This window comes from Nocardia sichangensis (assembly GCF_047200615.1).
GTDB classification, from domain to species: domain Bacteria; phylum Actinomycetota; class Actinomycetes; order Mycobacteriales; family Mycobacteriaceae; genus Nocardia; species Nocardia sichangensis.
The window spans coordinates 173,700-199,967 of the sequence record NZ_JBJZOK010000004.1; the positions used below are offsets into that span (position 1 = coordinate 173,700).

22 protein-coding genes are annotated in these 26,268 nt (G+C 67.7%); 14 read left to right on the forward strand and 8 right to left on the reverse strand.

Going from position 1 to position 26,268, the window contains the following annotated elements; genetic code table 11:
• Positions 1–102 precede the first annotated feature (102 nt).
• Genes ACL03I_RS07315 through ACL03I_RS07330 form a run of 4 tightly spaced genes read left to right on the forward strand, consistent with a single transcriptional unit; the run spans position 103 to position 4,364 of the window.
• The gene (locus tag ACL03I_RS07315; RefSeq protein ID WP_412805469.1) at positions 103–1,836 is read left to right on the forward strand and encodes a fatty acyl-AMP ligase; all 1,734 of its coding nucleotides are present in this window, start codon (positions 103–105) and stop codon (positions 1,834–1,836) included.
• 4 nt (positions 1,837–1,840) lie between these two features.
• Positions 1,841–2,287, forward strand: coding sequence for a PaaI family thioesterase (locus ACL03I_RS07320; RefSeq protein ID WP_412805470.1), 447 nt, complete (start codon positions 1,841–1,843; stop codon positions 2,285–2,287).
• Between the two features lie 16 nt (positions 2,288–2,303).
• Positions 2,304–3,512 (forward strand): cytochrome P450, encoded by a 1,209-nt coding sequence (locus ACL03I_RS07325; protein WP_355074135.1) that lies wholly within the window; start codon positions 2,304–2,306, stop codon positions 3,510–3,512.
• 27 nt (positions 3,513–3,539) lie between these two features.
• Positions 3,540–4,364 carry an alpha/beta fold hydrolase gene (locus ACL03I_RS07330; protein WP_412805471.1) on the forward strand — a complete coding sequence of 275 codons (825 nt, stop codon included), beginning with the start codon at positions 3,540–3,542 and terminating at the stop codon, positions 4,362–4,364.
• 34 nt (positions 4,365–4,398) lie between these two features.
• Here the strand turns inward: ACL03I_RS07330 and ACL03I_RS07335 are convergent, their stop codons facing one another.
• On the reverse strand, positions 4,399–5,250 hold the full coding sequence (locus tag ACL03I_RS07335) for a crotonase/enoyl-CoA hydratase family protein (RefSeq protein WP_412805472.1): 852 nt from the start codon (positions 5,248–5,250) through the stop codon (positions 4,399–4,401).
• 238 nt (positions 5,251–5,488) lie between these two features.
• Between ACL03I_RS07335 and ACL03I_RS07340 the strand changes: the two genes are divergently transcribed.
• Positions 5,489–6,250 carry a 3-hydroxyacyl-CoA dehydrogenase gene (locus tag ACL03I_RS07340; RefSeq protein ID WP_355074129.1) on the forward strand — a complete coding sequence of 254 codons (762 nt, stop codon included), beginning with the start codon at positions 5,489–5,491 and terminating at the stop codon, positions 6,248–6,250.
• Positions 6,251–6,336: 86 nt separating this feature from the next.
• Here ACL03I_RS07340 and ACL03I_RS07345 read toward each other — a convergent pair whose 3' ends face one another.
• Together ACL03I_RS07345 and ACL03I_RS07350 are read right to left on the reverse strand one after the other, a co-directional pair.
• Complete coding sequence (locus tag ACL03I_RS07345; RefSeq protein WP_412805473.1) at positions 6,337–7,230, reverse strand: hypothetical protein; 894 nt, start codon at positions 7,228–7,230, stop codon at positions 6,337–6,339.
• A 98-nt stretch (positions 7,231–7,328) separates the two neighbouring features.
• On the reverse strand, positions 7,329–8,090 hold the full coding sequence (locus ACL03I_RS07350; RefSeq protein WP_355074127.1) for a bestrophin-like domain: 762 nt from the start codon (positions 8,088–8,090) through the stop codon (positions 7,329–7,331).
• Between the two features lie 1,060 nt (positions 8,091–9,150).
• On the opposite strand from ACL03I_RS07350, the gene ACL03I_RS07355 reads away from it, so the two are divergent.
• The 5 genes from ACL03I_RS07355 (at position 9,151) to ACL03I_RS07375 (ending at position 15,176) form a co-directional block, all read left to right on the forward strand.
• Positions 9,151–10,263 (forward strand): hypothetical protein, encoded by a 1,113-nt coding sequence (locus ACL03I_RS07355; protein ID WP_355074125.1) that lies wholly within the window; start codon positions 9,151–9,153, stop codon positions 10,261–10,263.
• 358 nt (positions 10,264–10,621) lie between these two features.
• Positions 10,622–11,887 carry a cytochrome P450 family protein gene (locus ACL03I_RS07360; protein ID WP_355074441.1) on the forward strand — a complete coding sequence of 422 codons (1,266 nt, stop codon included), beginning with the start codon at positions 10,622–10,624 and terminating at the stop codon, positions 11,885–11,887.
• 156 nt (positions 11,888–12,043) lie between these two features.
• The gene (locus ACL03I_RS07365; protein ID WP_412805474.1) at positions 12,044–13,474 is read left to right on the forward strand and encodes a hypothetical protein; all 1,431 of its coding nucleotides are present in this window, start codon (positions 12,044–12,046) and stop codon (positions 13,472–13,474) included.
• Positions 13,475–13,608: 134 nt separating this feature from the next.
• Positions 13,609–14,484: a DUF4231 domain-containing protein gene (locus tag ACL03I_RS07370; RefSeq protein ID WP_364426605.1), complete on the forward strand. Its 876-nt coding sequence runs from the start codon at positions 13,609–13,611 to the stop codon at positions 14,482–14,484.
• 308 nt (positions 14,485–14,792) lie between these two features.
• Entirely contained in the window at positions 14,793–15,176 is a 384-nt protein-coding gene (locus ACL03I_RS07375; protein WP_355074122.1) for a VOC family protein, read from the forward strand.
• 117 nt (positions 15,177–15,293) lie between these two features.
• Here the strand turns inward: ACL03I_RS07375 and ACL03I_RS07380 are convergent, their stop codons facing one another.
• The 3 genes from ACL03I_RS07380 to ACL03I_RS07390 form a co-directional block, all read right to left on the reverse strand.
• The gene (locus tag ACL03I_RS07380) at positions 15,294–15,725 is read right to left on the reverse strand and encodes a hypothetical protein (RefSeq protein WP_364426599.1); all 432 of its coding nucleotides are present in this window, start codon (positions 15,723–15,725) and stop codon (positions 15,294–15,296) included.
• 137 nt (positions 15,726–15,862) lie between these two features.
• A complete protein-coding gene (locus ACL03I_RS07385) occupies positions 15,863–17,443 on the reverse strand; it encodes a serine hydrolase (RefSeq protein ID WP_412805596.1) in 1,581 nt (526 codons plus the stop codon).
• Positions 17,444–17,610: 167 nt separating this feature from the next.
• Positions 17,611–19,332 carry a GMC oxidoreductase gene (locus ACL03I_RS07390; protein WP_412805475.1) on the reverse strand — a complete coding sequence of 574 codons (1,722 nt, stop codon included), beginning with the start codon at positions 19,330–19,332 and terminating at the stop codon, positions 17,611–17,613.
• Between the two features lie 187 nt (positions 19,333–19,519).
• Between ACL03I_RS07390 and ACL03I_RS07395 the strand changes: the two genes are divergently transcribed.
• Both ACL03I_RS07395 and ACL03I_RS07400 read left to right on the forward strand, forming a co-directional pair.
• A complete protein-coding gene (locus tag ACL03I_RS07395; protein WP_355074115.1) occupies positions 19,520–20,218 on the forward strand; it encodes a TetR/AcrR family transcriptional regulator in 699 nt (232 codons plus the stop codon).
• A 52-nt stretch (positions 20,219–20,270) separates the two neighbouring features.
• A complete protein-coding gene (locus ACL03I_RS07400; protein WP_412805476.1) occupies positions 20,271–21,257 on the forward strand; it encodes an NAD(P)H-dependent flavin oxidoreductase in 987 nt (328 codons plus the stop codon).
• 5 nt (positions 21,258–21,262) lie between these two features.
• Here ACL03I_RS07400 and ACL03I_RS07405 read toward each other — a convergent pair whose 3' ends face one another.
• Together ACL03I_RS07405 and ACL03I_RS07410 are read right to left on the reverse strand one after the other, a co-directional pair.
• Positions 21,263–21,457, reverse strand: coding sequence for a hypothetical protein (locus ACL03I_RS07405; RefSeq protein WP_355074114.1), 195 nt, complete (start codon positions 21,455–21,457; stop codon positions 21,263–21,265).
• Positions 21,458–21,491: 34 nt separating this feature from the next.
• Positions 21,492–22,811, reverse strand: a complete 1,320-nt coding sequence (locus ACL03I_RS07410; RefSeq protein ID WP_412805477.1) for a family 1 glycosylhydrolase — start codon at positions 22,809–22,811, stop codon at positions 21,492–21,494.
• Positions 22,812–23,426: 615 nt separating this feature from the next.
• On the opposite strand from ACL03I_RS07410, the gene ACL03I_RS07415 reads away from it, so the two are divergent.
• Positions 23,427–23,885, forward strand: coding sequence for a nitroreductase family deazaflavin-dependent oxidoreductase (locus ACL03I_RS07415; RefSeq protein WP_364426583.1), 459 nt, complete (start codon positions 23,427–23,429; stop codon positions 23,883–23,885).
• Between the two features lie 62 nt (positions 23,886–23,947).
• A complete protein-coding gene (locus tag ACL03I_RS07420; protein WP_412805478.1) occupies positions 23,948–26,242 on the forward strand; it encodes a molybdopterin guanine dinucleotide-containing S/N-oxide reductase in 2,295 nt (764 codons plus the stop codon).
• Positions 26,243–26,268: the final 26 nt, after the last annotated feature.

Sequence of the window (26,268 nt, forward strand, 5' to 3'; positions counted from 1 at the left end):
CGCTGAACGCATCACCGATTCCCTGGCGACCACCTCTTCCACCATCGGCATCGCGCCGCCGTCGCCGCGGCGATGACCGCCGCATTGCAGTGAGGACCCGACATGCCGGACACCATTCTGCTTCCCGATATCCTCGAGCGCCGCGCCGCGGGCGAGCCGGACCGGACCGCCTACGTGTTCTTGGACGAGAACGGTTCGGAGGCAGCGGCTCTGACCTATCTCGAACTGCACCAGCGCGCGCTGGCCGTGGCCCAGGAACTCGGTTCGCGGTGCATGCCGGGTGACCGCGCGTTGCTGGTGTTCCCGCAGATCCTCGACTTCATCGTCGCCTACTTCGGCTGCCTTTACGCAGGGATCATCGCGGTGCCGGTGAATCCACCGCGCCGCGACCGAGTGCAGGACGCGACACGTTCGATCGTGTTCGATTGCAGGCCCGCCGCGGTGCTGACGGTCGGCGCGATGATCGAGACGGTGCGGCCGGTGCTGGAGCCGATCTGCCCGGTCGGGCACTGGCTCGCCGTGGACGACCTGCCCCCGGCGCACGCCGATCGCACGGCCATCGCCGCCGGACTCGACTCCGTCGCCTTCCTGCAGTACACGTCCGGTTCCACCGCGACTCCCAAAGGCGTCATGGTCACGCATCGCAATCTGCTGGCCAACGAGGAGATGATCCGGCAGGCCTTCGGCCACGATCGGGACTCGACGGTGGTCGGCTGGGCGCCGTTCTTCCACGACCAGGGTCTGATCGGCAATGTGCTGCAGCCGCTGTATGTCGGGGCGACCAGCATCCTCATGTCACCGGCGACATTCGTTCGTAGACCGCTGCTATGGCTGGAAGCCATCTCCCGCTATCGCGCGCACACCAGCGGCGGTCCCAATTTCGCTTTCGACGCCTGCGTCGCGCGCGCGGGCACGGGGGAGGCGCCGCGGATGGATTTGAGCAGCTGGAAGGTGGCGTTCAATGGCGCAGAGCCGATCCGCGCGGAGACGTTGACGCGATTCGCCGAGACATTCGCGCCATACGGATTCGACGCGCGGGCGCTGTATCCCTGCTACGGCCTCGCTGAGGCCACGCTTTTGGTCACGGGCAGCCGGAAGGGGCGTGGACCGACAAAGCTCGACCTGGACATCGAAGCGCTCGGGCGCGGGCGTTACGCCGATGGCGATGCGGACCGTATTCGCGCCGTCGCCGGTTCGGGCCGGGTGCTGCCGAAGGAAGCACTCCGCATCGTGGATCCCGGCACCGGACGAATCTGCCCGCCGGATCGGATCGGCGAGATCTGGGTCTCGGGAGATCATGTCGCACAGGGCTATTGGGAGAAACCCGAGGCGACCGCGCAGACCTTTCGGGCACGTTGCGCCGATGATCCCGCACGGATCTACCTGCGCACCGGCGACCTCGGTGTGCTGGTGGACGGCGAGCTGTACGTGGTGGGTCGGCTAAAAGATGTCATTATCGTTCGCGGCCGCAACTATTACCCGCACGACATCGAACACACCGTCCAGGCGGCGCATCCCGCGCTGCGGATCGGCGGCGGCGCGGCCTTCTCGGCGCCCGGACGCGACGGCGAACAGATCGTCGTGGTGCAAGAAGTCAAGCGTGCCTACGCGCCGGAGGACGACGTCACCGACATCGTGGGCGCGATCCGGGCGGCGGTCGTGCGGGAGCACGAATTGACCGTCGGCGAGGTGGTGCTGACCTACTCCGGTCAGGTGCAGAAGACGAGCAGCGGGAAGATCATGCGGGCAGCGGCCAGGAAGCGCTACTTGGCGGGCGGTTTCGAGGTCTGGTCGCCGCGCGTGGAAGAACCGGCGCAACTGCGGACGAGGAGCTGAATACATGCGGGCATGGCAAGCGGCGAACCCCGACTTCGAAGCGGTCGTGACGGGCGCGGTGCTTAGTATGCCCGCCGCCCGGCACCTGGGTTTCACCTTCGGCCGGGTGGCCCCCGGCGAGGCCGAGATCATCCAGCCGCATCGCGCGGAACTTACCCAGCACGACGGGTTCTTCCAGGGTGGAGTGCTCGGCTCCCTAGCGGATTTCGCTGCGGGCTCCGCGGCGGGAACCCTGCTCCAGCCGGGATGGGCGAACATGACGATTGATTACACGGTGAAGATCCTCGCCCCGGCCAAAGGGCCGAAGGTCGTCGCCCGAGGCCGGGTGATCAAGCCCGGCGTGCTCATCACCATCGCGGCCGCGGACGTCTTCTCGGTCGGCCACGAGGACGAAACATTGTGCGCCACCGCACTTGTCACCATGCGCAACGTGAAACTGGTCAACTCGTGAACCAGGAGGAGTGGCCGTGACCACCGACAGCTTCGTGTTCGATCCGTTCGCCGCGGGCTTCGCCGAGAATCCCTATCCGCACTACGACCGGCTGCGGGCCGCCGCACCCGTGCACGAGCACCCGCTCGGATTCTGGATCGTGTCGAAGTACGAGGATGCCGCCGCGCTGCAGCGGTCGGCGCAGTCGGTCGACGAACAGGATCTGACCCGTCTGCCGACCTGGAAAAGCGACAGCGGCGAGCTCGGCAAGGAAAACCGCATGATGCGCGGACTGTCCATGCTGGACCGGAATCCGCCCGATCACACCCGCCTGCGCCGCCTCGTCGCCAAGGCGTTCACACCCCGCGCGATCGAGGCGTTGCGGCCCAGGGCCGAGGCACTCGTCGATGCCGCCCTGGACCGCATCGCCGAGGCGGGCACCGCGGATGTGGTCGCGGGACTGGCGTTCCCGGTGCCCTTCGCGATCATCTCCGAGATGTTGGGCGTCCCGGTGGTCGAGCACACCAGGCTGCGCGAACTCACCGCGATACTCGTGCTGGCGCTGGAACCACTGCCCGATCCCGCCTTGCAGGCCGAGGTCCGGTCCGCCAACCAGGAACTGTTCGCCATGGTCGGCGACCTGGTCCGCTGGAAACGCGCCGCACCCGGCGACGACCTGCTGAGCAGGCTCATCACCGCCGAACACGATGGCGATGTGCTGAGCGAGGACGAGCTGGTCGCCCAGGTCATGCTGCTCTACATCGCGGGCCACGAGACGACCGTGAACCACCTCGCGAACGGCGTCCTCGCCCTGCTGCGCCACCCCGGCCAGGCACGACGACTCCGGGAAGACCCCGCACTCGCCGAGAACGCCGTCGCCGAACTGCTCCGATACGACACCCCCGTGCAACTGATGCGCCGGATCACCGTGGAGTCCATGCCGATCGGCGGCTCGGTGATTCCGCCGGGCAGCCTGGTGCTCGCCTGCGTCGGCGCCGCCAATCGCGATCCCGAGTTCTGGGGCGTCGACGGCGACGAGCTGCGCCTCGACCGGCCGAACGCGCAGCAGCACCTTTCGTTCGGCGCGGGCATCCATCACTGCCTGGGCGCGGCGCTGGTCCGGCTAGAGGCCCGGGCCGTCTTCACTCGCTTCGTGCGGCGGTTCCCCGAGGCGACCATCGACGAATTGCGCTGGAACGGACGGATCAACGTGCGTGGACCCGCGGAACTGTCCATTTCGGTGTAGCGCGATTTTTCGGAGCAGGACGAACTCATGCCCACGATAACGGTCGATGGCGTGCCGATCGCCTATGCCGACACCGGAACGCCGCGCAACCGCCCGGAGGCGGCCACCGTGGTGTTCGGTCACGGACTGCTGTTCGGCGGCTGGATGTTCCAGCCGCAAATCGAGGTGCTGCGCGAGCACTATCGCTGCGTCGCGATCGACTGGCGAGGCCAGGGCGCGACCCCGGCGACGGCTCACGGCTACGACATGGACACCCTCGCCGGTGACGCCGTCGCGGTGATCCGGCGACTCGGGATCGCTCCGGTGCACTGGGTCGGTCTGTCCATGGGCGGCTTCGTCGGGCAGCGGATCGCGGCGCGGCACGGCCCGCTGCTGCGCTCACTGACGTTGCTGGACAGCAGCGCCGAGCCGGAGGACCCCGGCAAGATCGGGGAGTACAAGCGGCTCGCGCTCGCGTTGCGCTTGTTCGGCGCGAAACCGGTGCTGGGCAGGATCGAACCGCACCTTTTCGGGCCGAGTTTCCGCGCCGACCCCGCGAATCGGCCCGTCATCGATGCGTGGGCCGCACGCCTGCGGCGCTGTGATCGTGCCGCCGTTCGCAGGGCAGTCCTCGGCGTGGCCGACCGGGCTTCGGTGGAACACGAGATCGCGGCCATCACGATGCCGACGCTCGTCGCTGTCGGCACCGACGACAGCGCGACGCCGCTCGCGCGATCCGAGCGCATCGCCGCGTCGATCCCGGGCGCGCGCCTGCACACCATCGCGGATTGCGGTCACACCAGCAGCTTGGAACAACCCGCGGCGATCACCGCGTTGCTGCGGGAGTTCCTCGCCACCGTCGACGGATCCTGACGCACCGACAGGTCGGTGATCAGCGCCGAGAGACTCACGGCCGGAACGGCGGGACCGCGAGATCGTCGCCGAAAAGGTCCGGGAGGTCGCGATCGACGCTGTCGGGGAAGCGCGCGGGGCGCTTCTCCAGGAAGGCGGTCACGCCTTCCCTGGCGTCGGCGCTCGCGCCTCGGTGGTAGATGCCGCGGGACTCGATGCGGTGCGCGATCATCGGATGCTCGGCGCCCAGGTTGCGCCACAGCATCTGCCGGGACAGGGCTACCGAGACCGGCGCGGAATGCTCGGTGACGCGGCGCGCGAGCGCACGCGCCTCGTCGAGCAGGGTGTCCGCCGGATGCAGCGCGGAGAACAATCCCGCTTCGTGGGCCTCGCTCGCGTCGACGAGGCGGCCCGAGTACACCCAGTCCAGTGCGGTCTGCATGGGGACCAGCCGGGGCAGGAACCAGCTGGAGCAGGACTCGGGAACGATGCCACGTCGATTGAAGACGAACCCGATGCGGGCGGTGTCGACGGCGATGCGGAAGTCCGCCGCGAGCGTCATGGTGATGCCGACGCCGACGGCGGGGCCGTTGACGGCGGCGATGATGGGCTTGCGAGATTCGAACAGGCGCAGGACGACCTCGCCGCCGCTGTCGCGGAAGGACTCCGCGGCGTCCTGGTCGCCCGCGACGAAGGTCTCCGCACCCGCTGACAGGTCCGCGCCCGCGCAGAAGGCGCGTCCGGCGCCCGTGATGATCACGGCGCGAATTCGATCGTCCCGGTCGCAGGTATCGAAGGCATCGATCAGCTCCGCGCCCATCGCGGTGGTGAACGCGTTGAGCTGCCGCGGGCGGTCGAGTGTGATGGTGGCGATGGCGTCGGAGACGTCCAGGCGAATATCGGCCATAACCAACAGCTTGCCATCACGACGATTTCCGCACTCTTGCAGGGGGTTCGGGTGACATTGGACGACCGGCGTATTGATTCGAAGAAGAATGACTGTTTACTTAGTGCTGCCCGTACGGTTAGCCTGTCGCCGTGTCTCGATTGGTCACGGCGCCTGGCTCCCCGTGTCGGGGTGACAGCGCGGACCAGTCGGACGGCGTTTCGCGCTGTCGTTCGACAACCCGGAGAAGAGGAGTGGGATGGAGATCAGCAACTCGGTCGCGGCCGTGACCGGTGGTGCGTCGGGACTGGGCTTGGCGACCGTGCGCGAGCTGCACGGCAAGGGAGCGAAGGTCGTGATCATCGACCTGCCGTCGTCCTCCGGCGAGGCCGTCGCCAAAGAACTCGGCGACGGCGTGGTCTTCGCGGCGGCGGACGTCACGAACGAGGAGCAGGTCACGGCGGCCCTCGACGCCGCGCAGGAGCTGGGCGATCTGCGGATCGCGGTCAACTGCGCGGGTATCGGCAACGCCATCAAGACCGTGGGCAAGAACGGGGCGTTCCCGCTGGCGGACTTCACCAAGGTCGTCAACGTCAACCTGATCGGCACCTTCAACGTGATCCGGCTGGCCGCCGAACGGATCGCGAAGACCGATCCGGTGGGTGAGGAGCGCGGTGTCATCATCAACACCGCGTCCGTGGCGGCCTTCGACGGCCAGATCGGGCAAGCGGCGTACTCGGCGTCCAAAGGTGGAATCGTCGGCCTGACCCTGCCGGTGGCGCGTGACCTCGCGGCCATCAAGATCCGGGTCGTGACCATCGCGCCGGGGTTGTTCCACACTCCGCTGTTCGCCACGCTGCCGGACGAGGCCATCGCGTCCCTCGGCGCGCAGGTCCCGCACCCCTCGCGCCTGGGCGACCCCAGCGAATACGCCGCGCTCGCGCGCCACATCGTGGAGAACCCGATGCTCAACGGCGAGACCATCCGTCTCGACGGCGCCATCCGGATGGCGCCCCGCTGAGGTGTGCCGGAGGGACTCCGAGTAGTGAGGACGGTGCGGGTGCCGGTTGTTTCGGCACCCGCACCATCCTTGCGCGGATCGGAGATCTAACGGGTTCGTCTGGGGCCGGGTGCGAGGCGGATACCGACGACGGTGATGACGGTGACCACCAGCACTGTCATCAGCCTCATGAGGTTCCAGACGGCCGGGTCGGGGGCCGGTTCGGCGGGTTGGATGTCCCGTCCGCGTGGCCGGTTCTGTGGGGCAGGGCGCGGCTCGGGTAGGGGACGTTCGGCCTGCGGCGGTATCGGTGTAGGGGCAGCTGCGGGAGCCGGAACGATAGGGAGTTCCGGGGCAGGCGGACCGAGTTGGAGGGGGCTCATAGGCGGGGGCGGGGTGGTGGGAAGCAGCAGAAGACACGTCAGCACTGCGCTGCCGGTAGCGGCACTGCCTGCGGCGGCGCTGCCCACGCCCGATCCACTCGATCCGGGGCCGATGAGACCAGGTACGAGGGAGCCGAAACCGCTGCCGGTCACGAGCCCGAGCAGGAGCAACGCGCTGCCCGTCACGGCGCTGCCGGTGCACGCCAGCTGGACGCTGCCGGTGTCGACTCCCGGCGTCGCGGCCGGTCGTTCCGCCGTGACGTCCGAGTGGGGCGCCGGGCGTGCCGCGCCGCCGGTTTCCGCATCGCCGGTGGCGAGCGGACCGCCGCGAGCGCCGGCGGTCCCGGCGCTGCCGGTGGCGACGAGGCCGGCGCTGCCGGAAGGCAGCCGAATCGGGCCGAGACTCAGGGACCCACCGGACGTCTCACCTTCGGCAGCGGCGCTACCGGACGATGTGGCGCGGCCGCCGCTGGAACCACCGCCCGCGAAGGCGCCCACCGGCTCGGATCCGGTCCCCGCACTCCCGGTGGCGAGGTCGCCGAGCGGCGGCCACGGCGGTGCCTCCGCCGAGGCTTCCAGCGGCTGGGCCACGAGTGCCGCTATGGTCAGGGGCAGCATCGCAGCGGCCAATCCCTTGGCCATTCTCGGTGTTCGAGATGTGTTTCGCTCGCGTCGCATGTGCAGTCGCCTCGTCGTAGTCGGAACCGGCCGGAAGATCACGTCGTGTGCTGGTACCGGGACAGTGCGAGTTCGAAGGCCTCCTTCGGGACCACGTTCCCACCGGAGAACGGCTCGTCGAGGTTGTAGATCGCCCGGATCACCACGCCGACGATGGCGCCGAGCAGCGCGGTTGTCACGACGGTGCGCTTGGTGACCTGGACGCCGGAGAGGACCACGCTGAACAGCAGCAGTACCGTGCAGATCCACATGGCCAGGTAGAGGAAGCCGGGAACGCGGTAACCGGCGTCCAGCGCGCGATCGGCACGTGCCTGCGCCACCGCGTCGAGGCTGGTCAGCGCACTGGTGCGAAGTGTGTCGACCTCGGGATCGGCCGGATTCACCGCGGCAACGGCGTCGCGCAGGGTATCGAGGGTGTCCTGGGTGGATTGACTGAGATGACCGTCGTCGGCCATCACGGCCCATTCCGCGGTGAGAACCTGCTCGGTGTAATCGCGCACCAGTCCTTGGATGCGCGTGTGGTCGGGTTCGGGCATCCCGTGCGCGGCCCAGTAGGTGTCGATGAGCGATTTGGCTTCGGCGATGGTGTGATTGCGCGCGTTGTCGTACTGCTGCCAGGCGATCACGACGATGAACGCCACCACCGCCATGAAGATCGTGTTGATCAAGTTGAGCACCAGGGCGCCGACGGTGTCGTCGTCGGTGTGCCGCCATGCCTTCGGATGTAGGCGATCCCCCGCCACGAAGACGACCACCGCGACCAGTGCGGTGAGAGCGGGCACGAGAAACTCGAAGGCCATGCGGGGACTCCATTCTGTCTGAGTGGTTCTCGCGACCGCCGCGTCGGCGAAGTACCGCAGCGCTTGTCGCACTACGGGTTCGATGAATTCCGGGCATCGCCGCGTCCGAGGTCGATCGATGCGGCTGCCCTCAGCGGTACTGCGGCGACCTGGTCATCCCGAGCGAATCATGCTCGGATCGGGAAGCTCTCAGCGCTGCCGACGGGACATCACGCGATCCCGCGAGCCGGTCGAGACGCTCAGCGGGTCGCGGCTACCAGGCGAGCCGGAATTGTCGCGGACAGGCATTTCGATGGTCATGCGTGGCCCTCACCCCCGAGATGGATACCGAGACGATCGACGAGCACGCTGTCGATGGTCTGCGTCTGTTCGGATCTGATCAGTGGTGCACAGCAAAGCGATAACACGACACGACGCCGATACGGACCAGGCGCCGCCGAATTGTCCTATCCAGCAGATCGGTTCGGACGACACCGATGGTAGACCGCGAATACGCCTGCGCGTGGGAAATTTTCGGAATGCCTCGCCGCAATTCGTCCAGGACGCGGCGCGGACTGCTGCGGTCGGTCGCCCCGGACTACGGTGACCGGTGCCGACCCCGGGTCAGTGTTGTGCGAGGAAGTTGCTGCTGCGCAGCCGAAGGGTGCGTGATGCGCGACTTTGCCGATCACCGAACGATGCCGGCAAGCACCCCGTATCGGCTGCACGCCTGCTGGAGTCAGCGCAATAGTGACCGCTGTGCCGGGTCTGGTGGGCGTTGGGTTCGTCCGGTGCTTTTGTCGCGGTAGTCGCCGCCGTTCGGGGCTCGCATCGAAGCATGGGGTTAAGCCATTGGCACACAACAGGTCCCGGTCCGCAGTGGCTGGCCGACTCGGCCGCCGCAGCACCTGCCGCGACGGCGGAACGGCTTCGGAAACGTTCATCCGCTGGTCGATAGCGTGGGAACATCAGGGGGTGCGGGATTCCGGCGTGTCCGTGTACGCTTGCACAGCTACCGATCGGCGTAACGGGAATGCTCCCGGGTCGCGGATCGCGCGTCCAGACAACAGAAGAGCCACAGATGACCAGATACGCGCATTATGTCGGCAGCCTGCCTGCCGAGCTGATGACGGGTGATCGTGCCGTCATGCAATGGTTTGCCGACCACAGCGAGGGACGGCCGGTGACCGCCGTGCCTTGCGATCTCGATCCGGACTGGATTCTCGACTATCTGCGCACGCGCAAGCAGCATGCCGACGTCTTCGAGATCGTCCGCCCCGGCGAGTACGCCGACTACAGCGACTTCCCCAGTTACGGCCTGAGATCCGGGCGCACGTTGGAGCCGCGGCACGTCTCGATGGACCGGGTCGAGCGGATCGGCCAGGTCGTGGACACGTTCGAATCGCTGCGGAGCGACCGTCCGGAGCTGGCCGGAACGAAAGTCCAGATCAGCCAACCCAGTCCGCTGGATCTGGCGATGTTCGTCTTCGCGGGCGCTGCGGTCTCCGGTGGGCTTCCCGTCTGGCCCGCCGTGCGGCGCTCCGGGCTCGTGGTCGGCGCGCTTCGGCAGCTGCCGGTGTTCACCGAAGCGGTGATTCAGGAGATGACCGAGGTCGTCGAACGGTACGGTGACCGCGTGGTCTGGCAGCTGGAGTCGCCGATCGCACTGCTGAGCATGGTCAAGGCCGAACGACTACGTTCGCAGTGGGTCCTGGCACCGCTCGTCGCGCGGCAACTCGCTGGTTTCCTCGGCCGGATGCACCGAATCGGCGCGGAAGCGATCGTGCACCTGTGCTACGGCGACTATCAGCACAAGAGCCTGCTCACCCCGCGCACCCTCACTCCGGCGGTGAAGCTGCTCGGCCGCACGGCACGGCTGCTGCGTGAACAGGGCACACCACTGCCGCCGGTGCACATCCCGTGCGCCTACGGCGCCGAGCCGGCGCCGCTGGACCCGCGGTTCTACGCACCACTGCGCAAACTCGATCCCGACTGGAAAGTGATCGCCGGTGTCGTCTCCCCGGACTCCGAAGAGGACAGCGCCCGCGCGCTCGCTCTCTTCGAGCAAGCCGCCGGACGCGAGGCCTACGGTGTCGCCACCGCCTGCGGACTCGGCCGATGCACGGTCGACGACGCGCGGCAGGCGGCCGCGACGACGGTTGGCCTGGCCGGCGGTGGGGGACCCGAACAGTGATCTGCCGTGCGGTAGCCGACCGCGCGTGACCGCAGGGGAGCGGCGACGCCCCCCAGGTGCGGAACACGACCCGGAGCCGATGCGCGGCGACCGGATCGTGCGCTCCCGACCAGCGCCTACAGCGTGCTTTCGTGCCGAAATTCGGCGAATTGCCTTGTCCCGACGTGCCTCTCGGCCGGATGTCGGCGCCGCCTTCGTCAGCGGAGGGATCGGAGCGTTGCTATGTTGCTAGCGTATGCGGGTCGCCGAGCTCTGGACGACAGGTCCCGGCAGGCACGTGTACCCGCTCACAGATCACTTTCGTCGAATTGCAGTTCCATTACCTGGAGTCACGTTCTTGACCACACCACAGTCCCCGATGGCCGCGCCGCACACCACTGGAACCGGAGCGTGCCCCGTCCAGCACGGACCCTTGACGGAAGCGGACGCCCCGCGCGTCCAGATGTATACGAAAGAGTTCGTCACCGACCCGCACCATGCCTACCGCGAGATGCGGAGCAAGCACGGCTCGCTGGTTCCGATCGAGCTGGCGCCCGGCGTTCCTGCCACCCTGGTGATCGGCTACCAGACCGCGGTGCGCATCCTCAGCGATCCCGACCATTTCCCGGCCGATCCGCGCACCTGGCAGAAGACCATTCCCGACGATTCTCCGGTGCGGCCGATGATGGAGTGGTATCCGGCGGCACGGTACAACACCGGACTCGCCCATGATCGCTACCGGCATGCTTCCGTCGACGCCATCGACGGGATCGATTTGTTCGACGTGCCTACCACGGTCGAACAGATCGCCGTCCCGTTGATCAATGCGTTCTGCGCGGACGGATCCGCCGATCTGGTCACCCAGTACGCGTTTCCGCTGGTCCTGGAAGTCCTCAACCAGATGGTCGGCTGCCCGGCCGAGATCGGCGAGCGAGTCGCCACCGGTATGGCCGCGCGCTTCGACACGGTGCGGGGGCCCGAGGGCATGAAGATGCTCAAGGATGCGCTGATGCAGCTGATCCGGCTCAAGCGCCAACATCCCGGCGACGACGTCACCTCGCGGCTGGCTCACCACTCGACCGAACTCGACGACATCGAGATCTTCGCCCAGCTGATGAGCTTCTACGGGGCCGGATTCGAGGCGCAGCGCAATCTGATCACCAACGCCGTGCTGCTGATGATCACCGACGACCGGTTCCGCTTCGGTGACGTCCTCGGACGGAACCTGTCCACCACCGACGCGCTCGACGAGGTCTTGTTCAACGATCCGCCGATGGCGAACTTCTGCACGACGTACCCGCGGCAGCCGATCATGGTCGACGGGGTCTGGTTGCCCGCGGACCAGCCGGTGGTCATCAGCCTCGCCGGGTGCAACAACGATCCTCAGATCCGTGGGACCGACGAGCCCGGTGGCAGTCGTATCGGCAATCGTTCCCATCTGGCGTGGAGTGCGGGTCCGCACGCGTGCCCGGCGAAATCCGTCGCCTACATGACGGTGCAGAACGCCATCGACCAGCTGTTCGACGCTCTGCCGGAAATCCAGTTGGGCAAGGCCGAACTGCAATGGCGGCCGGGACCGTTCCACCGGGCACTGATGGCCTTGCCGGTCGTCTTCCCGAAATCCGCGCCGGTCCGCGTCATATAGGCCCGGCCGATAACGAATGTGTCTTCACCGGCTCGGGTCCATACTGGTGCTCGCCGGTGAAAGCGGCTGACATGCCCGGCGATATCGCCGGCGCGACAGGCGCAGCCATCGGTATACGGATGTTCGTCGGCACAGGGGCGGGACGGTACGCCAGCGGTGGTCAGCGGAATGAGCGGCGGCGAGTTGTACGCTCGCGTCCGGGGCGAGGAGACCGCGTCGCTGCGGTCGGCGGCTGGAAACGCCGTTCGATTCGTGGCGGCCGTGGCGGCTGTTGTCGTGGTCTGGGCTCGCGGGCCGCAGCTGCTGGCGGCCTGGGTGCCCGCGGTGGACCTGTCGACGTGGCGGCAGCTGGTGCTGTTTCCGCTGGCCGTGCTGGGGGTGGGGGCGTTCGCCGCCGGTGCGGAGGCCGTCGCCGACGCATCGCAGGGGTTGCGGGCGCGATCGCTGCGGCGACGCGTGGACCGTGATCCCGATCAGATCGCCATGCTGGTGCCGCCGCTGGACACGCACATGGCCACGGTGCAGGAGGTCCGAAGTCACGGCGCGGCCGCGAGCCGACAGCTGCTCTGGGGCGTGGTGCCGGTCGCGCTGTTCGTCTTGGTCCTGGTCTACGGGGTGACCGTGGAGGAACCCGACGGAACGCAACGTCCGGCGCCGGAACTGGAGCCTGCCGTCCTCGGCCTGATGGTCCTGTCGGCGGCGGTATTGCTGGCATCGGTCGCGCTGCGGTGGCGGCGTTGGAATGCGAGCCGGACGGTCGAGAAGTGGTCGAAAGACCCCGCCTACAGCGCCAGGATCAGCCCGATCGGCCCGGACCCGAATTGGTCTCGCGCGAGCGAGATTCCGGCGCTCACCGTGCGGTTCACCACCCCGCCGCGGGGCAGGGGAGACCTTCGCGAGGTCTCGTCGCGGTCGAATGTGATCGGCGCGAAGCCGGTACAGATCGCCTATCTGCGCCTGTTCGACAATCGGGCGCGCGCCCGGGAATTCCTGCGCGGCGCGTGGCGCGAGTTCGGGTATGTGCATCTCCTGCGCAGCGCCGCGTCGGTGAGTCCGGAGGAGGTGCGAGACGTGCGCAGGCGCAATGCCTTCCGCACCATGTTCGTGGCGTCACCGCGCATGTTGCGCGAAGAACTGGCGAAACACTCGGACGAACCGTTGCCACCCGGACGCAGGCGGCTGCTCGGGGTGACCGATCTGGCGGTCAAGGTCCGCGACCCCGCGGGCAGCTATCCCGTTCGCTCGATCCTCTGCCACGTCAGCTTCTGGCAGGCGGCGGTGGACACACTGCTGTCCCGGGTCGACTACGTCGTGCTCGACCTCGCCGGATACGTGCCGGCGAACGCGGGAACACGATTCGAGTTGCAACGTGTGATCGACCGCTTTCCCATTGCCGAAGTCATCTTCCTCTGCGACAAGCGGAGTGACCGGGCGTTCCTGAAAGCGCAAGTGCTCTATCACTGGTCGCGAATGGACAGCCGCTCACCGAATTCCGGCACCACCCCGCGGACGGCCCGGATCGCCGTGACCGACGGTCATCGGGCCGCCACCCGGTATCTGATGGCGGATCTGCAAGTCCGTGGTTGATGTCGCGAATGCGTGGTCGGGAATGGCGATCGGCGATGGTCGACTCGTAATTCGAAAGCAGCGCAAAAGGATTCGATACGGACCTGTCGCCTGTTACGCTTCGGCCATGTCGGTTCGAACGCGTCCCGCGGCCCGTGCGGCAGGCTGACGACTACCCCGGGCTGTTCCAGTCCGCGGACACGGCGTCGCTGTACGGCCAGAAGTTCTATCTTCGCGCCTACGGAGCTCGGCTTTGGCTGGCCGTGGTGGCGGCGGCGTGCGCGGCATTCACCATACGCGTGGGCGCTTCGGGCACCGATATCGCGGCCATCCTCACGGCGATGGCCTTCGTCGGAATCCTCGCGGTCGATGTGGGCGTTCTGCGCGGACGTCCGGGTAAGTCCTGGTACGAGGGTCGCGCGCTCGCCGAATCGGTGAAGACCTTGACCTGGAAGTACGCGGTACAGGGTGCGCCGTTCGTCGGGACGCTGTCTCCGGGCGAGGCCGATCGGATGTTGATCGAGCGACTGATGCTGCTGCGTCAGGATATCTCGGCGCTGGCGTTGCGGCCGACCACCGCCCCGGCCATCACCGATCGCATGCGGCGGCTGCGCTCCGCACCGTTCGACGAACGGCGCCGCGTCTACTTGAACGACCGCATCCGGGAACAGCAACGGTGGTATGCGGGAAAATCCGGATACCACCAGCGCAGGTCTCAGTTGTTCGGCACGCTGGCACTCGTTTTCGAGGTCGCGGGTGTCGCGGGAGCGCTGGCGAAGGCGTTCAACGCGGTGAACTTCGATCTCGCAGGCATTTTCGCGGCGGGGGTGGCGGGCCTGGCCGCCTGGTCGTCGGCCCGTCAGCACAGTACCGGCGCCGCCGCCTATGCCGTCGCCTCGAATGAATTGAGCATCGTCGCCGAGGTCTTGGAACAGAACGACACCGAAGCCGCTTGGGCCGACGCCGTATCCGATGCCGAGGAAGCGATCAGCCGTGAGCACACGCTCTGGCGAGCCTCGCACGGCGAATGACCTGCGTGCACGACGGTGCCGCATCGATCGGACATCGGATGATCCGGCGTGGCTGCCGGATATGCCAGGCGTGGGCGCTTACCATGATCAAGCTGTGTGACGTGGCGGCGTCGCATGGCGAACGGGGAAGCGGCCCGTCCGGCGTGTTTCGTAGCGCCGGGCGGGCCGTTGCGTTCGGTCCGGCCTGCCTTCGGCCCGTGTGATCCGTCGCAGCGGCGACGGGTGCGGGGCTCGGATGTACCGCCCGCGTTTGCCACCGAGCGGTGCGGGTAGGCAACGACGAATGGCATAGGTCTGGAGGTCGGAATATGGCATCGAACAATGGGGTCGGACAGTTGCGCAGCGTCGTGCTGGATTGCCCTCAGCCGCGCAAACTCGCCAGGTTCTATCAAGAGTTGCTCGGGGGAGATCTGCTCGAGGACGATGACGACGACTGGGTGGTGCTGGTCGAGGCATCAGGTCGGCGCATCGCGTTCCAAACGGCGCCCGACTACCAGCCCCCGCGCTTCCCGGATCCCGAGGGGTCACAGCAAGTACATTTCGACGTCCTGGTGGACGATATCGAGCAAGCCGAGCCCGCTGTGCTCGCGTTGGGCGCGACACTCGTGCAGGACGAAACCGATGGTGCCTTCCGTGTTTATGCCGACCCGGTGGGGCATACGTTCTGTCTGGTGTTGCTCCCGGACGAGTAGAACTCCATCCGCGCCCGGTCCTGCCGCGCCGGAAGCGATCGCGCCATATGCGGCGGATGTCTTATCCGGGTGGCGGGCCGGGCCACGGCGGTACCGATCAGGCGGGCATGCTCCAGTTCATTCGGGCGGGGCCGGGTGCCGGATGTCATCGGCCACCGAACCGCCCGCGACATCGGCCGCCACACCGATTTCCTCCTCGTAGCGGTGCGCGGCGAGGACCTGGTCGCGGTCGTCGGTGATGTCCTGGAGCTTTCGGTCGTCCTCGGTGCCGGTGGCCTGGGTCTCCAGGACTCCGGCATCGGTGTCGGGCTCCTCTTCGGCGAGCCGGTCGCCGAGCGGTCGAGGATGAGATTGCTCCCACTGCGTCACGCCGTACTTCGTGACGCCGCTCCAGTGCTCCGGTGGGTCCATTCCGGCCTCGAGCGGGTCGGAACGCAGCCGATCCTCGTCGAGATCCTCGGCGCTGCTGAGGGCCGCCGCATCGGTCTCGACCGCGTCGGGCGCGCCGGTGTCCTGCGGCGGGTCGTATGTCTCGTTCGGTTCGGTCATCGCTGCCTCCTTTCCTGCATTCAGCGACTTCCCGCAACGGTGGTCGGCAAACCCCCGGGAAACGGATGGACGGCGTCCGCGACCGGCTGCGGGCCGTGCGCCGGAGCCCGGGGTCGCGGTCGGGGTGGGCGCGACCGTCACCGTCGGGTGAACACGCCGAGGTGTTCGGTGTCGTAGTACTCGAGGGTGAGTTTGTCGCCGTCGAACCTCGCCTGGGAGACCGATCCGTGCGGGGCGTTCTCGCCGGGAGGCGTGAAGACGAAGGTGTCGCCGTTCCAGTGCTTCAAGGGGAAGGTCATGTTGTTCGGGCCCAGGGTGAGCGTGAGGAATTGATCGGTGGCGCTGATCGTCGCCGGCCCGTAGTAGGCGTTGTCGTAGGTACCCGCGTATGCCGCCGCCGGTCGCGCGGGGGCGGGGTCGGCGGGCGGCTGTTTGCCCGCCAGCGCCCCGGCCGGTGCTCCGAGCGGCTGGAACGCCGTTCGATACAGAGTGCGCCAGTCCTGCTGGACCTCCCCGAACTGCACCAGGTCGGCGAACTCCGCGTTCAGCGTCTCCGGCACGCCGATCGGGGCCGCGTTGGTGAGCGTCACGATGCCGACGTCGGCCGAGGGGATCAGGGTGAACGCGGTGGCCGCGCCGAGGCCGAACGCTCCCGAGTGACCGAGCACGACGCGGCCTGCGGCGGAATCACTCACATTGAAGCCGAATCCGTAGAACCCGGCCCGCGCGTCCGGCGTTTTCGGTGGCGCCGACATGGCTTGCGGAGAGATTGCGGGCAGCAGATCCTCCGATGGCACCAGGACCGAGCCTCCGGCGGAGCCGTCGGCGAGCACCATCGTCATCCATTTGGCCATGTCGGTCACCGAGGAGCTGACGCCTCCCGCCGGGGACTGCGCGTCCGGTTGGCGCTGTGGGTTCGCCGGCTCGTACTTCCCCTCGATCAGCACGTGCCCCTCCGCGCGGTTCGCGCGGGACACGAAGTCGGTGTAGCGGGAACTGGTCGAATTCATGCCGAGGGGACCGTAGATGGTCTGTGCGGACAACGTCTCCCAATCGGTTCCCGCCGTGGTGGCCACGGCGACGGCGGCCGCGGTCAGCCCGAAATTGGTGTACTCGTAGGAATCGCGGAACGTGCCCAGCGGCAACAGCCGAAGCCGGTCGAGAATTTGACCGCGGTCGTAGCCGAGATCCTCCAGCAGGTCGCCCGCGTGATCGGGCAGTCCGGAGCGATGCGCGTACAGATCCCCGATCGTGACGTGCTCGGTGACGTAGGGATCGGCGAGGGCGAAGGACGGCAGCAGCCGGTGCACCGGAGTGTCCCATTCGACGCCTCCCGCGGCGATCCGGCGGGCGACGACCGTGGCCCCGACCGGCTTGGACAACGACGCCAGCTGGAAGACCGTATCCGGGTCGACCTTCTCGTCGGTGACGACGTTGCGAACGCCGAATCCCTTGCTGTATACGACCTTTCCGCCGTGAACGACGGCGACCGCCATGCCGGGAACCCCGGAGGAGGCGAACAGGTCTTCCGCGAGCCGGTCCAGCTCGCCCAGGGCATCGTCGATCCGGCCGTCCGGTATCGGCACACCGGCGATCCGGTTGGGCAGCACCGCGGAACTGGACGGTGCTCCCGCTCGCGTGGAGTCCGCTCCGTCGCCGCCGCACCCCGCTATCGCGAGGATGAGGACCGTCGCCATCGCCACGGGGCCGAGCAACATGCGCCGCAGTGTGCTCACGGATCGCCTCCTGGCTGTCGCAGCGACAAAAGACCAGATAAAGGCTAGTTGAGGCGAGATTGCTGCGCGGTCGGTTCGGGTTTTCGCGGCGACGGGCCCCGCACTCGCCCGCCGCCGTCGAATTCCGGCAGATCAGACCGGCGGCGGAGCTATCCGGCGGCGGGCGTCTCCCGGATCTCCACGATCGGAAGCACCAGCGCCGCGGGCGAAGTCGCCGGAACCGCCGGATTCACCGGTGCGATGGGAGCGATACGCCGGTATCCCGTGCCCACCGGTGGGCGGGCGTCCACCTGGCCCTTGTTCGGCCAGTACGCCGCCGCCCGCTCGGCCTGCGCGGTGATCGTCAGCGACGGGTTGACGCCCAGGTTCGCCGAGACCGCCGCCCCGTCGACGACGCTGAGCGTCGGGTAGCCGTACACGCGGTGGTAGCCGTCGATCACACCGTGCTCGGCATCGGCCCCGATCGCCGCGCCGCCCAGGAAATGGGCCGTGAGCGGGATGTTGAAGATTTCCCCCCAGCTACCGCCCGCGATGCCGCCGATCTTCTCCGCGACCCGCCTGGTGACGTCGTTGCCCACCGGAATCCAGGTCGGATTGGGTTCGCCGTGGCCCTGTTTGCTGGTCAGCTTGCGGCCGAACAGGCCGCGTTTGGTGTAGGTGGTGATCGAATTGTCCAAGTGCTGCATGACCAGCGAGATGATGGTCCGCTCACTCCAGTTCTTCGTGCTCAAGAAGCTGAGCAGGTTCATCGGGTGCCGCAGCACCAGGCCGAGGAAGCGCAGCCAGCGCGGGATCCGGCCACCACCGTCGACCATGAGCGTCTGCAGCAGCCCCATCGAGTTGGAGCCCTTGCCGTAGCGGACCGGCTCGATGTGCGTGTCGGGAGTGGGATGAATGGACGAGGTGATCGCGACGCCCTTGGTGAAGTCGGTGCCGGGGCGCACCTGCTTGGTCGCGGCGCCGACGATCGACTCCGAGTTGGTGCGCGTGAGCACGCCGAGCCGATCGGACAGGTCCGGCAGCACACCCTTGTCGCGCATGGCGAACAGTAATTTCTGGGTACCGCGCGTGCCCGCCGCGAGCACGACGTGCGCGGCGGTGAGCGTGCGAGGTTGCTTGCGAATCCAGGCGCCGGTACGAGCGGTGGACACGTCCCACGTGCCGTCCGGGTGCGGACGCAGTTCGGTGACCGTCGTCATCGGGATGACTTCGGCGCCCGCCTGCTCGGCCAGGTACAGGTAGTTCTTCACGAGCGTGTTCTTCGCGCCGTACTTGCAGCCCACCATGCAGTCGCCGCATTCGACGCACCCGGTGCGCTCCGGCCCGACGCCGCCGAAGTAGGGGTCGGGCACGGTCTTGCCCGGCTCGCCGAAGAACACGCCGACCGGCGTCTGCACGAAGGTGTCGCCGACACCCATGTCGTCGGCGACGGCCTTGAAGACCTCGTCGGCGGGCGTCATGTGCGGGTTCCGCACCACGCCGAGCATCTGCTGCGCCCGCTCGTAGTACGGGGTGAGTTCGTCGCGCCAGTCGGTGATGTCACGCCACTGCGGGTCGCGGAAGAACGGCTCCGGCGGCACGTACAAAGTGTTCGCGTAATTCAGCGATCCACCCCCGACGCCAGCGCCGCCGAGGATGAGGACGTTGCGCAGCGGATGGATGCGCTGGATTCCGTAGCAGCCGAGTGCGGGCGCCCAGAGGAACTTCTTCAGCTCCCAGCTGGTCTTGGGCAGTTCGTCGTCGGCGAAGCGCCGGCCCGCCTCCAGTACGCCGACCTTGTACCCCTTTTCCACCAGTCGAAGCGCGGTGACGCTGCCGCCGAACCCGGAACCGACGATCAGCACGTCGAAATCCGTCGTCCGCTGGTCCATGTGGAACTCCTCGATCGTGTCGCCAGTGACTCGGCTAACACTACTCCCGGGTAAGTAACGGTTCGCAAGTCGGCTCGAACCAGCCGATCACTCCGGTGATCAGCGGTGCCGGTGGTCGCCCGCCCCGGTTAAAGAGCGATGCTCTCAATAGTTGACAACGCTCTCGGATGCGCGCATCGTTTCTGTTATGCCGACGACACCCCGCGCCCGCGCCAGGGCCCAGACCATGAACGACATCGTCCGGATCGGGCGCGAACACCTGGCGACCGAAGGCGCCGCCGCCTTGTCCCTGCGCGCGGTCGCGCGTGACCTCGGCGTGGTCTCCTCGGCTGTCTACCGGTATGTCCGCAGTCGCGACGAGCTGCTGACCCTGCTCGTCGTGGACGGCTACAACGCCCTCGGCGACGCGGTCGACGAGGCGCTGGCCGAGGCCGGGGACGATCCGATCGACGGGCTGCGGGTTCTGGGTCGCACGGTGCGGCGTTGGGCACTGGCCGAACCCGCTCGCTACGGGTTGTTGTTCGGTACGCCGGTTCCCGGCTACGACGCACCCGCCACCGAGACCACCGCGCCGGGCACCCGGGTGATCGCCGCACTGCTGACCCTGTTCGCTCAGGCCCATCGTGCCGGCCGACTGGCCGCGCCCGGTAAGGAGCCGCGGATCTCCGCGCCTCTCGCGGGCAGCTTCGCGGTGATCCGCGACGAGTTCCCGCTCGAGGTGCCCGACTGGCTGGTCGTCCGCGGCGTAACGTTCTGGGTCGGCCTGTTCGGGGCGGTGAGCGCGGACGTCTTCGACATGTACGGCACCAACACTTTCGCCGACCGCGACGAATTGTTCGAACTCCAGCTCGACGGACTGCTGGACATGCTCGGTTACCGCGGGTGACCACCCGCGGTGACCGGGCGGCCCGGCACTGTTCATGGCACGGTGTGCTGCGATGGAACTCGTGACGACGCCCGGCGAACAGTTCCCCGCACACGACGCGATCGCATGGGCGCACCGGATGGGTGCGCGCATTCCACTGGTCAATGCGCCGATGGGGGGTGTGGCGGGCGGACGGCTCGCCGCGGCGGTGACCGCGGCCGGCGGGCTCGGGATGATCGGGATGGGCAGTGCCGGATCGGTCCGGGCGCTGCAGCGGGAATTGCCGCACCTGCGCGGCATCGACGGCCCGTTCGGCATCGGCCTGGTCGATTGGGTGGTCGCCGGGGAGCCGCGACTGCTCGAGGTCGCGATCGAGGCGCGTCCCGCACTGATCTCGGTGAGCTTCGGGGAAGACTTGGGCTGGGCCGCCCGAGTCGCGGACGCCGGGATCGTCCCGGCCACTCAGGTGTACAGCGGGCAGGACGCGCGGCGTGCGCAAGCCGCCGGTGTCGGCGTCCTCGTGGCCCGCGGCGTGGAGGGTGGTGGGCACGGCGCCGTGAACGCGTCGCTGCTGCCGCTGCTGGAAGAGGTGCTGGACGCGGTAATGGTCCCGGTGCTCGCGGCGGGCGGCATCGGCGCACCGGGGGATCTCGCCGCCGTGCTGCGCGCCGGGGCCAGTGGCGCATGGCTCGGCACCTGCCTGGCGGCCTCCTCGGAATCGCTGCTGTCGGATGCGGGCCGTCGTGCTCTGGTCGAGGCACGCGGCGACGACACGGTGCTCACCCGCGCGTACGACGTGGGGATGGAATTGCCTTGGCCCGCCAAGTTTCCCGCGCGGGTGCTGCGCACCGGGTTCACCGACCGGTGGACCGGGCGAGAAGAAGAACTCGCCATGGACGCGGCGGCCAAGCGCGCTCTCACCGCGGCGCTCGCCGCTGACGATCCCGCCGTCGCGCCGATCGACGCGGGGCAGGGGGTCGGCTCGATCACCTCCGTGGAACCGGCCGCGCGCGTGCTGGAGCGGCTGTGGGCGGGGGCGACCGGATCGGTCGTGAGCTGAGCGGTTCAGTCCTCGCTGCTGGTTCGCTCACCGAGATAGCGGATCAACTCGGGATCGGAAGAGACCAGGCGGTCGACCTCCTCTCCGCCCGTGCACTGGTAGAGGGCGACGGTGACCGAACCGGGCCGGCGTCCGGTGACCCGCCAGATTCCGCCGGAATCGGCCCAGCGCCGCAGCACCGCCACGGGATCGTCGGTCATCGTCCACCTCCACTCGATGGTGTGCCCCGAAGTGTCACCGCGGGACGGTGACCGGGTCGGAACAGCTGGCGGGCGCGTCGACGAAGGAACAATCCTTCGGCGCACGGGTCGGCCGGTAACCGGGCGCGACGCCGCCGGTCCGGGTGATGTCGGTGTATGCGGCCACCGCGTCCGTCGGCTTGCGCGTAAGGGCTGGATCGGTGAGGACGTCGACGGTGTAGAGGCCGAAACGTGGTGTGTAGGAGCCCCACTCGTAATTGTCGGTCAAACTCCAATAGTTGTAACCGATCAAGTTCATGCCGTCGGCCTTGGCTCGCTGGAGCCAGTAGACGGTGTCGCGGAGTGAATCGGCGCGGCTGTATCCGTCCGCGCGGGGCAGGCCGTTCTCGGTGGGCATCCCGTTCTCGACTATGTAGAGCGGCTTACCGGGGAACTGACGCGCATAGTGTTGCAGCGCGTAGTAGATGCCTTCCGGCTGCAGCGGGTTCTTCCACAACTCCGTGAAACTCGCCGTGGCGCTGAGGCTGTCGAGGGAGAGGCCGTAGTAGTAGTCGATGCCGATGTAGTCGAGCTTTGTGTCGAGCCTGTCCACCAGTGGTTTGTTCACCACATCCTCACCGCCGGGGATGTAGGCGACATTGCTGGTCACCATGGCGCCCGGCTGTACCCGGTGGATGTAGTCGTAAATGCTGTTGTGCGCCTGGGCGATCCGGTCTTGCATCGCGGGCGCGGCCGCGGGCGAAAGTCCGCCATGGCGCAGTTCGTTCAGCAGGTAGAAGGTCGGCTCGTTGAACGTCACCCACAACGGCTGGAACGGGGCGTAGCGATCGACGACCGCTCGTGCGTTGGCCAGCCAGTCCTCGACGAGGCCCGGGTTGTTCCAGCCCCCGCGGTCGACGGCCCAGCCCGGGTAGACCCAGTGGTCGATGGTGATCATGGGACGCATGCCGGCAGCTGTGATCGCGGCGACGACATCGTCGTAGAATTTCAGCCCCTCGGGGTCCCACTTGCCCGGTTCGGGCTGGACGCGTGCCCACTCGACGCCGATGCGGTACACCTTCACGCCCAGATCGGCCGCAAGGGCGATGTCGGAGCGGTAGCGCGCGTAGAAGTCGATCGAATCCCGGTAGGGGTCAGTCGTTTTCCCGGACGCGACGTAGCGGGACCAGTTGCTGTCCGGGGCATGGCCTTCCGATTGATATCCCGACGAGGCGACGCCCCAGAGGAAATCCGGGCCCATCGGGGTGACCGCGGCGGGCGGCTCGGGGCGGGCGGCTGCTGGGGCGGCGCCTCCGAGCAGTACCGCGGCGACGGCCGCCAAGGCGGCAGAGACATGGCGGCGGTGTGAACGCATCGAACTCCTGTTCCGAAAGGGGCTGGTCCTCGTCGTCCTTCGGGTGCTCGAACCAGGGTGGGGGGAGGACGGCACGGGGGACAGGGTAACTGGTCGCTTGTCCGTTTTCTCGAAAGTCGGGGAGTGGGCTGCGCTTCGAGGACTTGCGCGGAACGGAACTGCGTGGAGGGTGATGTGGCGGAGCCTCAACAACTAACATCGCAACAACTTGCATGTTAATACGTAGATATTCGCATTGAAATATGTATTTCCTCGTCTTCAAAACCACGGAACACCCCCAGAACCACCATGCGATCGTGCACGCACAACTCCGCTCAGGACGAGCCGATCCAAGATCGCGTTCGGCCTGGTCGGGCTCGAACCGGATCGGCGCAGCCAGGCCGGGCCGGGGGATCACCAGCGACCTCGTCCGGTGCGGTGACCAGCGGGATTGCGTAGAAACGGATGCAATACGAAACCTGCACCGCAACAGAAACTTCGCAATGGATATCGAAGACCGAGAGGCCGACTGTGCATAGATGTTGGTACGAGGTGTTAGATCTGTTGTAGAGCGCCTGCCAGCCTGCGAGTCGTACGGAGAGGTGTCCTGAAGTGGTGTCTAATCCGTTGCCGCGCGTGGCGAGACGGCTCGCTCAGCAGCGCTGGGTGATGCGGTCGGCGCCGGTCGTGCTCCGACTCGAGCGCGTGATCCGGCGGGTGAGCGGCGGGCGAAGGGGTGTCCTGGATCTGGCGGGGTTGCCGTCCATCGAGGTCACGGTGCCGGGTCGGAAGACGGGGATCCCGCGGACCACGTCGTTGCTGTATGTGCCGCATGGTGCGGACTTCATCGTCCTCGGCTCGAATTGGGGGAGTGCCGAACATCCGGCGTGGTCGGCGAATCTGCGTGCCGCGCAGACTGCCTCGGTCCGGCACGAGGGTGAGCAGTTCCTGGTCGCGGTGCGTGAGATCGACGGTGTGGAGCGCAAGCCCTTCTGGGATCTGGCGGTCGAGTTCTGGCCAGGTTATGCCATGGAGTACGAGCTCTCCGGCGGCCGTGTGTTCCGGATCTTCGAGCTGCGCCGTAAATCCGGCTGAGGTGGCGTTGGCGGGGGGACGGGCGGCGCCGCGATGTCGGTGGGGCCGATTACGGTGGGGCGGTGACCACGCATCTGACCCACTGGGGCGCGTTCGAGGCGGACAGCGACGGTGAACGACTGACGGAGGTCCGGCCGTGGCGTGGTGATCCGGAGCCGATGCCGTTGATCGGGAACGTCGCTTCTGCGCAGCACCACCCCACTCGGATTGATCGGCCGTATGTCCGCCGGGGTTGGCTGGAGAACGGGCCGGGGCCGGGGCCGCGCGGTTCGGAGGCTTTCGTTCCGGTGTCGTGGGAGCGGGCGTTGGACCTGCTGGCCGGTGAGCTGGGCCGGGTGTACCGGCGGTTTGGGGCGGAGGCGGTGTATGGCGGTTCGTACGGCTGGGCGAGCGCGGGGCGGTTCCATCACGCGCAGAGTCAATTGCACCGCTTCCTGAACTGTCTCGGCGGCTACGTCCGGCACGTGAACAGTTACAGTCTGGGCACTTCGACGGTTTTCCTGCCGCACGTCATCGGCGACATCGGCTGGTTGACGCAGCAGGCGACGGCGAAGGCGGTACTGGCCGAGCACTCCGAACTCGTGGTGGCCTTCGGCGGTCTGTCACCGAAGAACGCGGCGGTGTCGCCTGGTGGCGTCTCCCGGCACAACGTGCGGGGCTGGATCACGGCGGCGCGGGAGCGGGGCTGCCGGTTCGTGTCGATCAGTCCGTTGCGCGACGACACCCCGCCGGAGAGCGAAGCCGAGTGGATCGCGCCGCTGCCTGGCACCGACGTGGCGATGATGCTTGCGCTGGCTCAGGTGCTGGACGCGGAAGGTTTGGCGGACACGACGTTTCTGCGTGAGTACACGGTCGGCTTCGAGCGTTTCGCGGCGTATCTTCGTGGCGCGGTGGATGGAGTCGTCAAGGATCCGGAGTGGGCCGCGGCGATCACCGGGGTGGGGGCGGAGCGTATCCGGATGCTGGCGCGCGAGATGGCCGCCGCTCGAACTCTGGTGACGGTGAGTTGGTCGTTGCAGCGGGCGCGACATGGTGAGCAGCCGTTGTGGGCGGGTGTGGTGCTGGCGGCGATGCTGGGGCAGATCGGCCTTCCCGGCGGCGGGTTCGGGCATGGTTACGGCTCGGCCGCGGGCGTCGGGGAACCGGCGCGCGGGCCGGTTCCGCGACTTCCGCAGGGGCGCAACGGTGTCGATGCCTTCATTCCGGTCGCGCGGATCGCGGACATGCTGCTGAATCCGGGTGCGCCCTATCGGTACAACGGTCGGGATCTGGTGTATCCGGATGTGCGGTTGGTGTATTGGTGTGGCGGCAATCCGTTCCATCACCATCAGGATCTGGCCCGTTTGCGAATGGCGTTCGAACGGCCGGACACGGTGGTGGTGCACGATGCGTTCTGGACGGCTACCGCGCGGCACGCGGACATCGTGTTGCCGTCGACGATGTCCATCGAGCGCGATGACTACGGCGCGGGGGAAGGTGACCGGTCGTTCTTTCCGATGCGAGCGCTGACCCGCCCGCTTGCCGAGGCGCGCGACGATTATCGGATCTTCGCCGAGATGGCGGATCGGCTCGGGGTCGGCAAGGAGTTCACCGAAGGACGTTCGGTCGCGGAGTGGCTGCGGCATCTGTACGAGCGGTGGCGCGTAGAGCAGTCGCGTGCGGGACAGGAGTTTCCGGATTTCGACGCGTTCTGGTCCGGCGAGGCCCTCGAGCTTCCGGTGCCGGACCCACGGCAGGTGCTTGCCGCGGACTTTCGCGCAGACCCGGACCGGTACCCGCTGAGCACGCCCAGCGGGAAGATCGAGATCTTTTCGTCGACGATCGATGGCTTCGGGTACGCCGATTGCCCGCCGCATCCGGTGTGGCTGGAGCCGGAGGAGTGGCTCGGTGGCGCGGCGGCGGAGCGGTTCCCCGTGCAGTTGGTGGCGAACCAGCCGCGGACGAAGTTGCACAGTCAGCTGGACGTGGGCGCCTATAGCCAGTCGGTGAAGATCTCCGGGCGGGAACCGATCCGGATGCATCCCTCGGACGCCGAGGCTCGTGGTCTGCGTGCCGGTGAAATCGTGCGGGTGTTCAACGATCGGGGTAGTTGCCTGGCGGGGTTGGTCGTGGACGAGGGGGTGCGAGCCGGTGTCGCGCAGCTGTCCACCGGCGCGTGGTACGACCCCGACCCGGCGGATCCGACGTTCTGCCGTCACGGTAATCCGAACGTGCTGATCGCCGACCGTCCGTCCTCGACGCTCAGCCAAGGGTGCGCCGGGCAGCTCACTTTGGTGGAGATCGAGCGTTATGCGGGCCCGCTCACGGAGGTGGAGGTGGTCCGCCCGCCGGAGCGGACGGGCGCGGAAGCGTTGTGAGGTCGCCGAGCAAGGCGGAGGTTGCC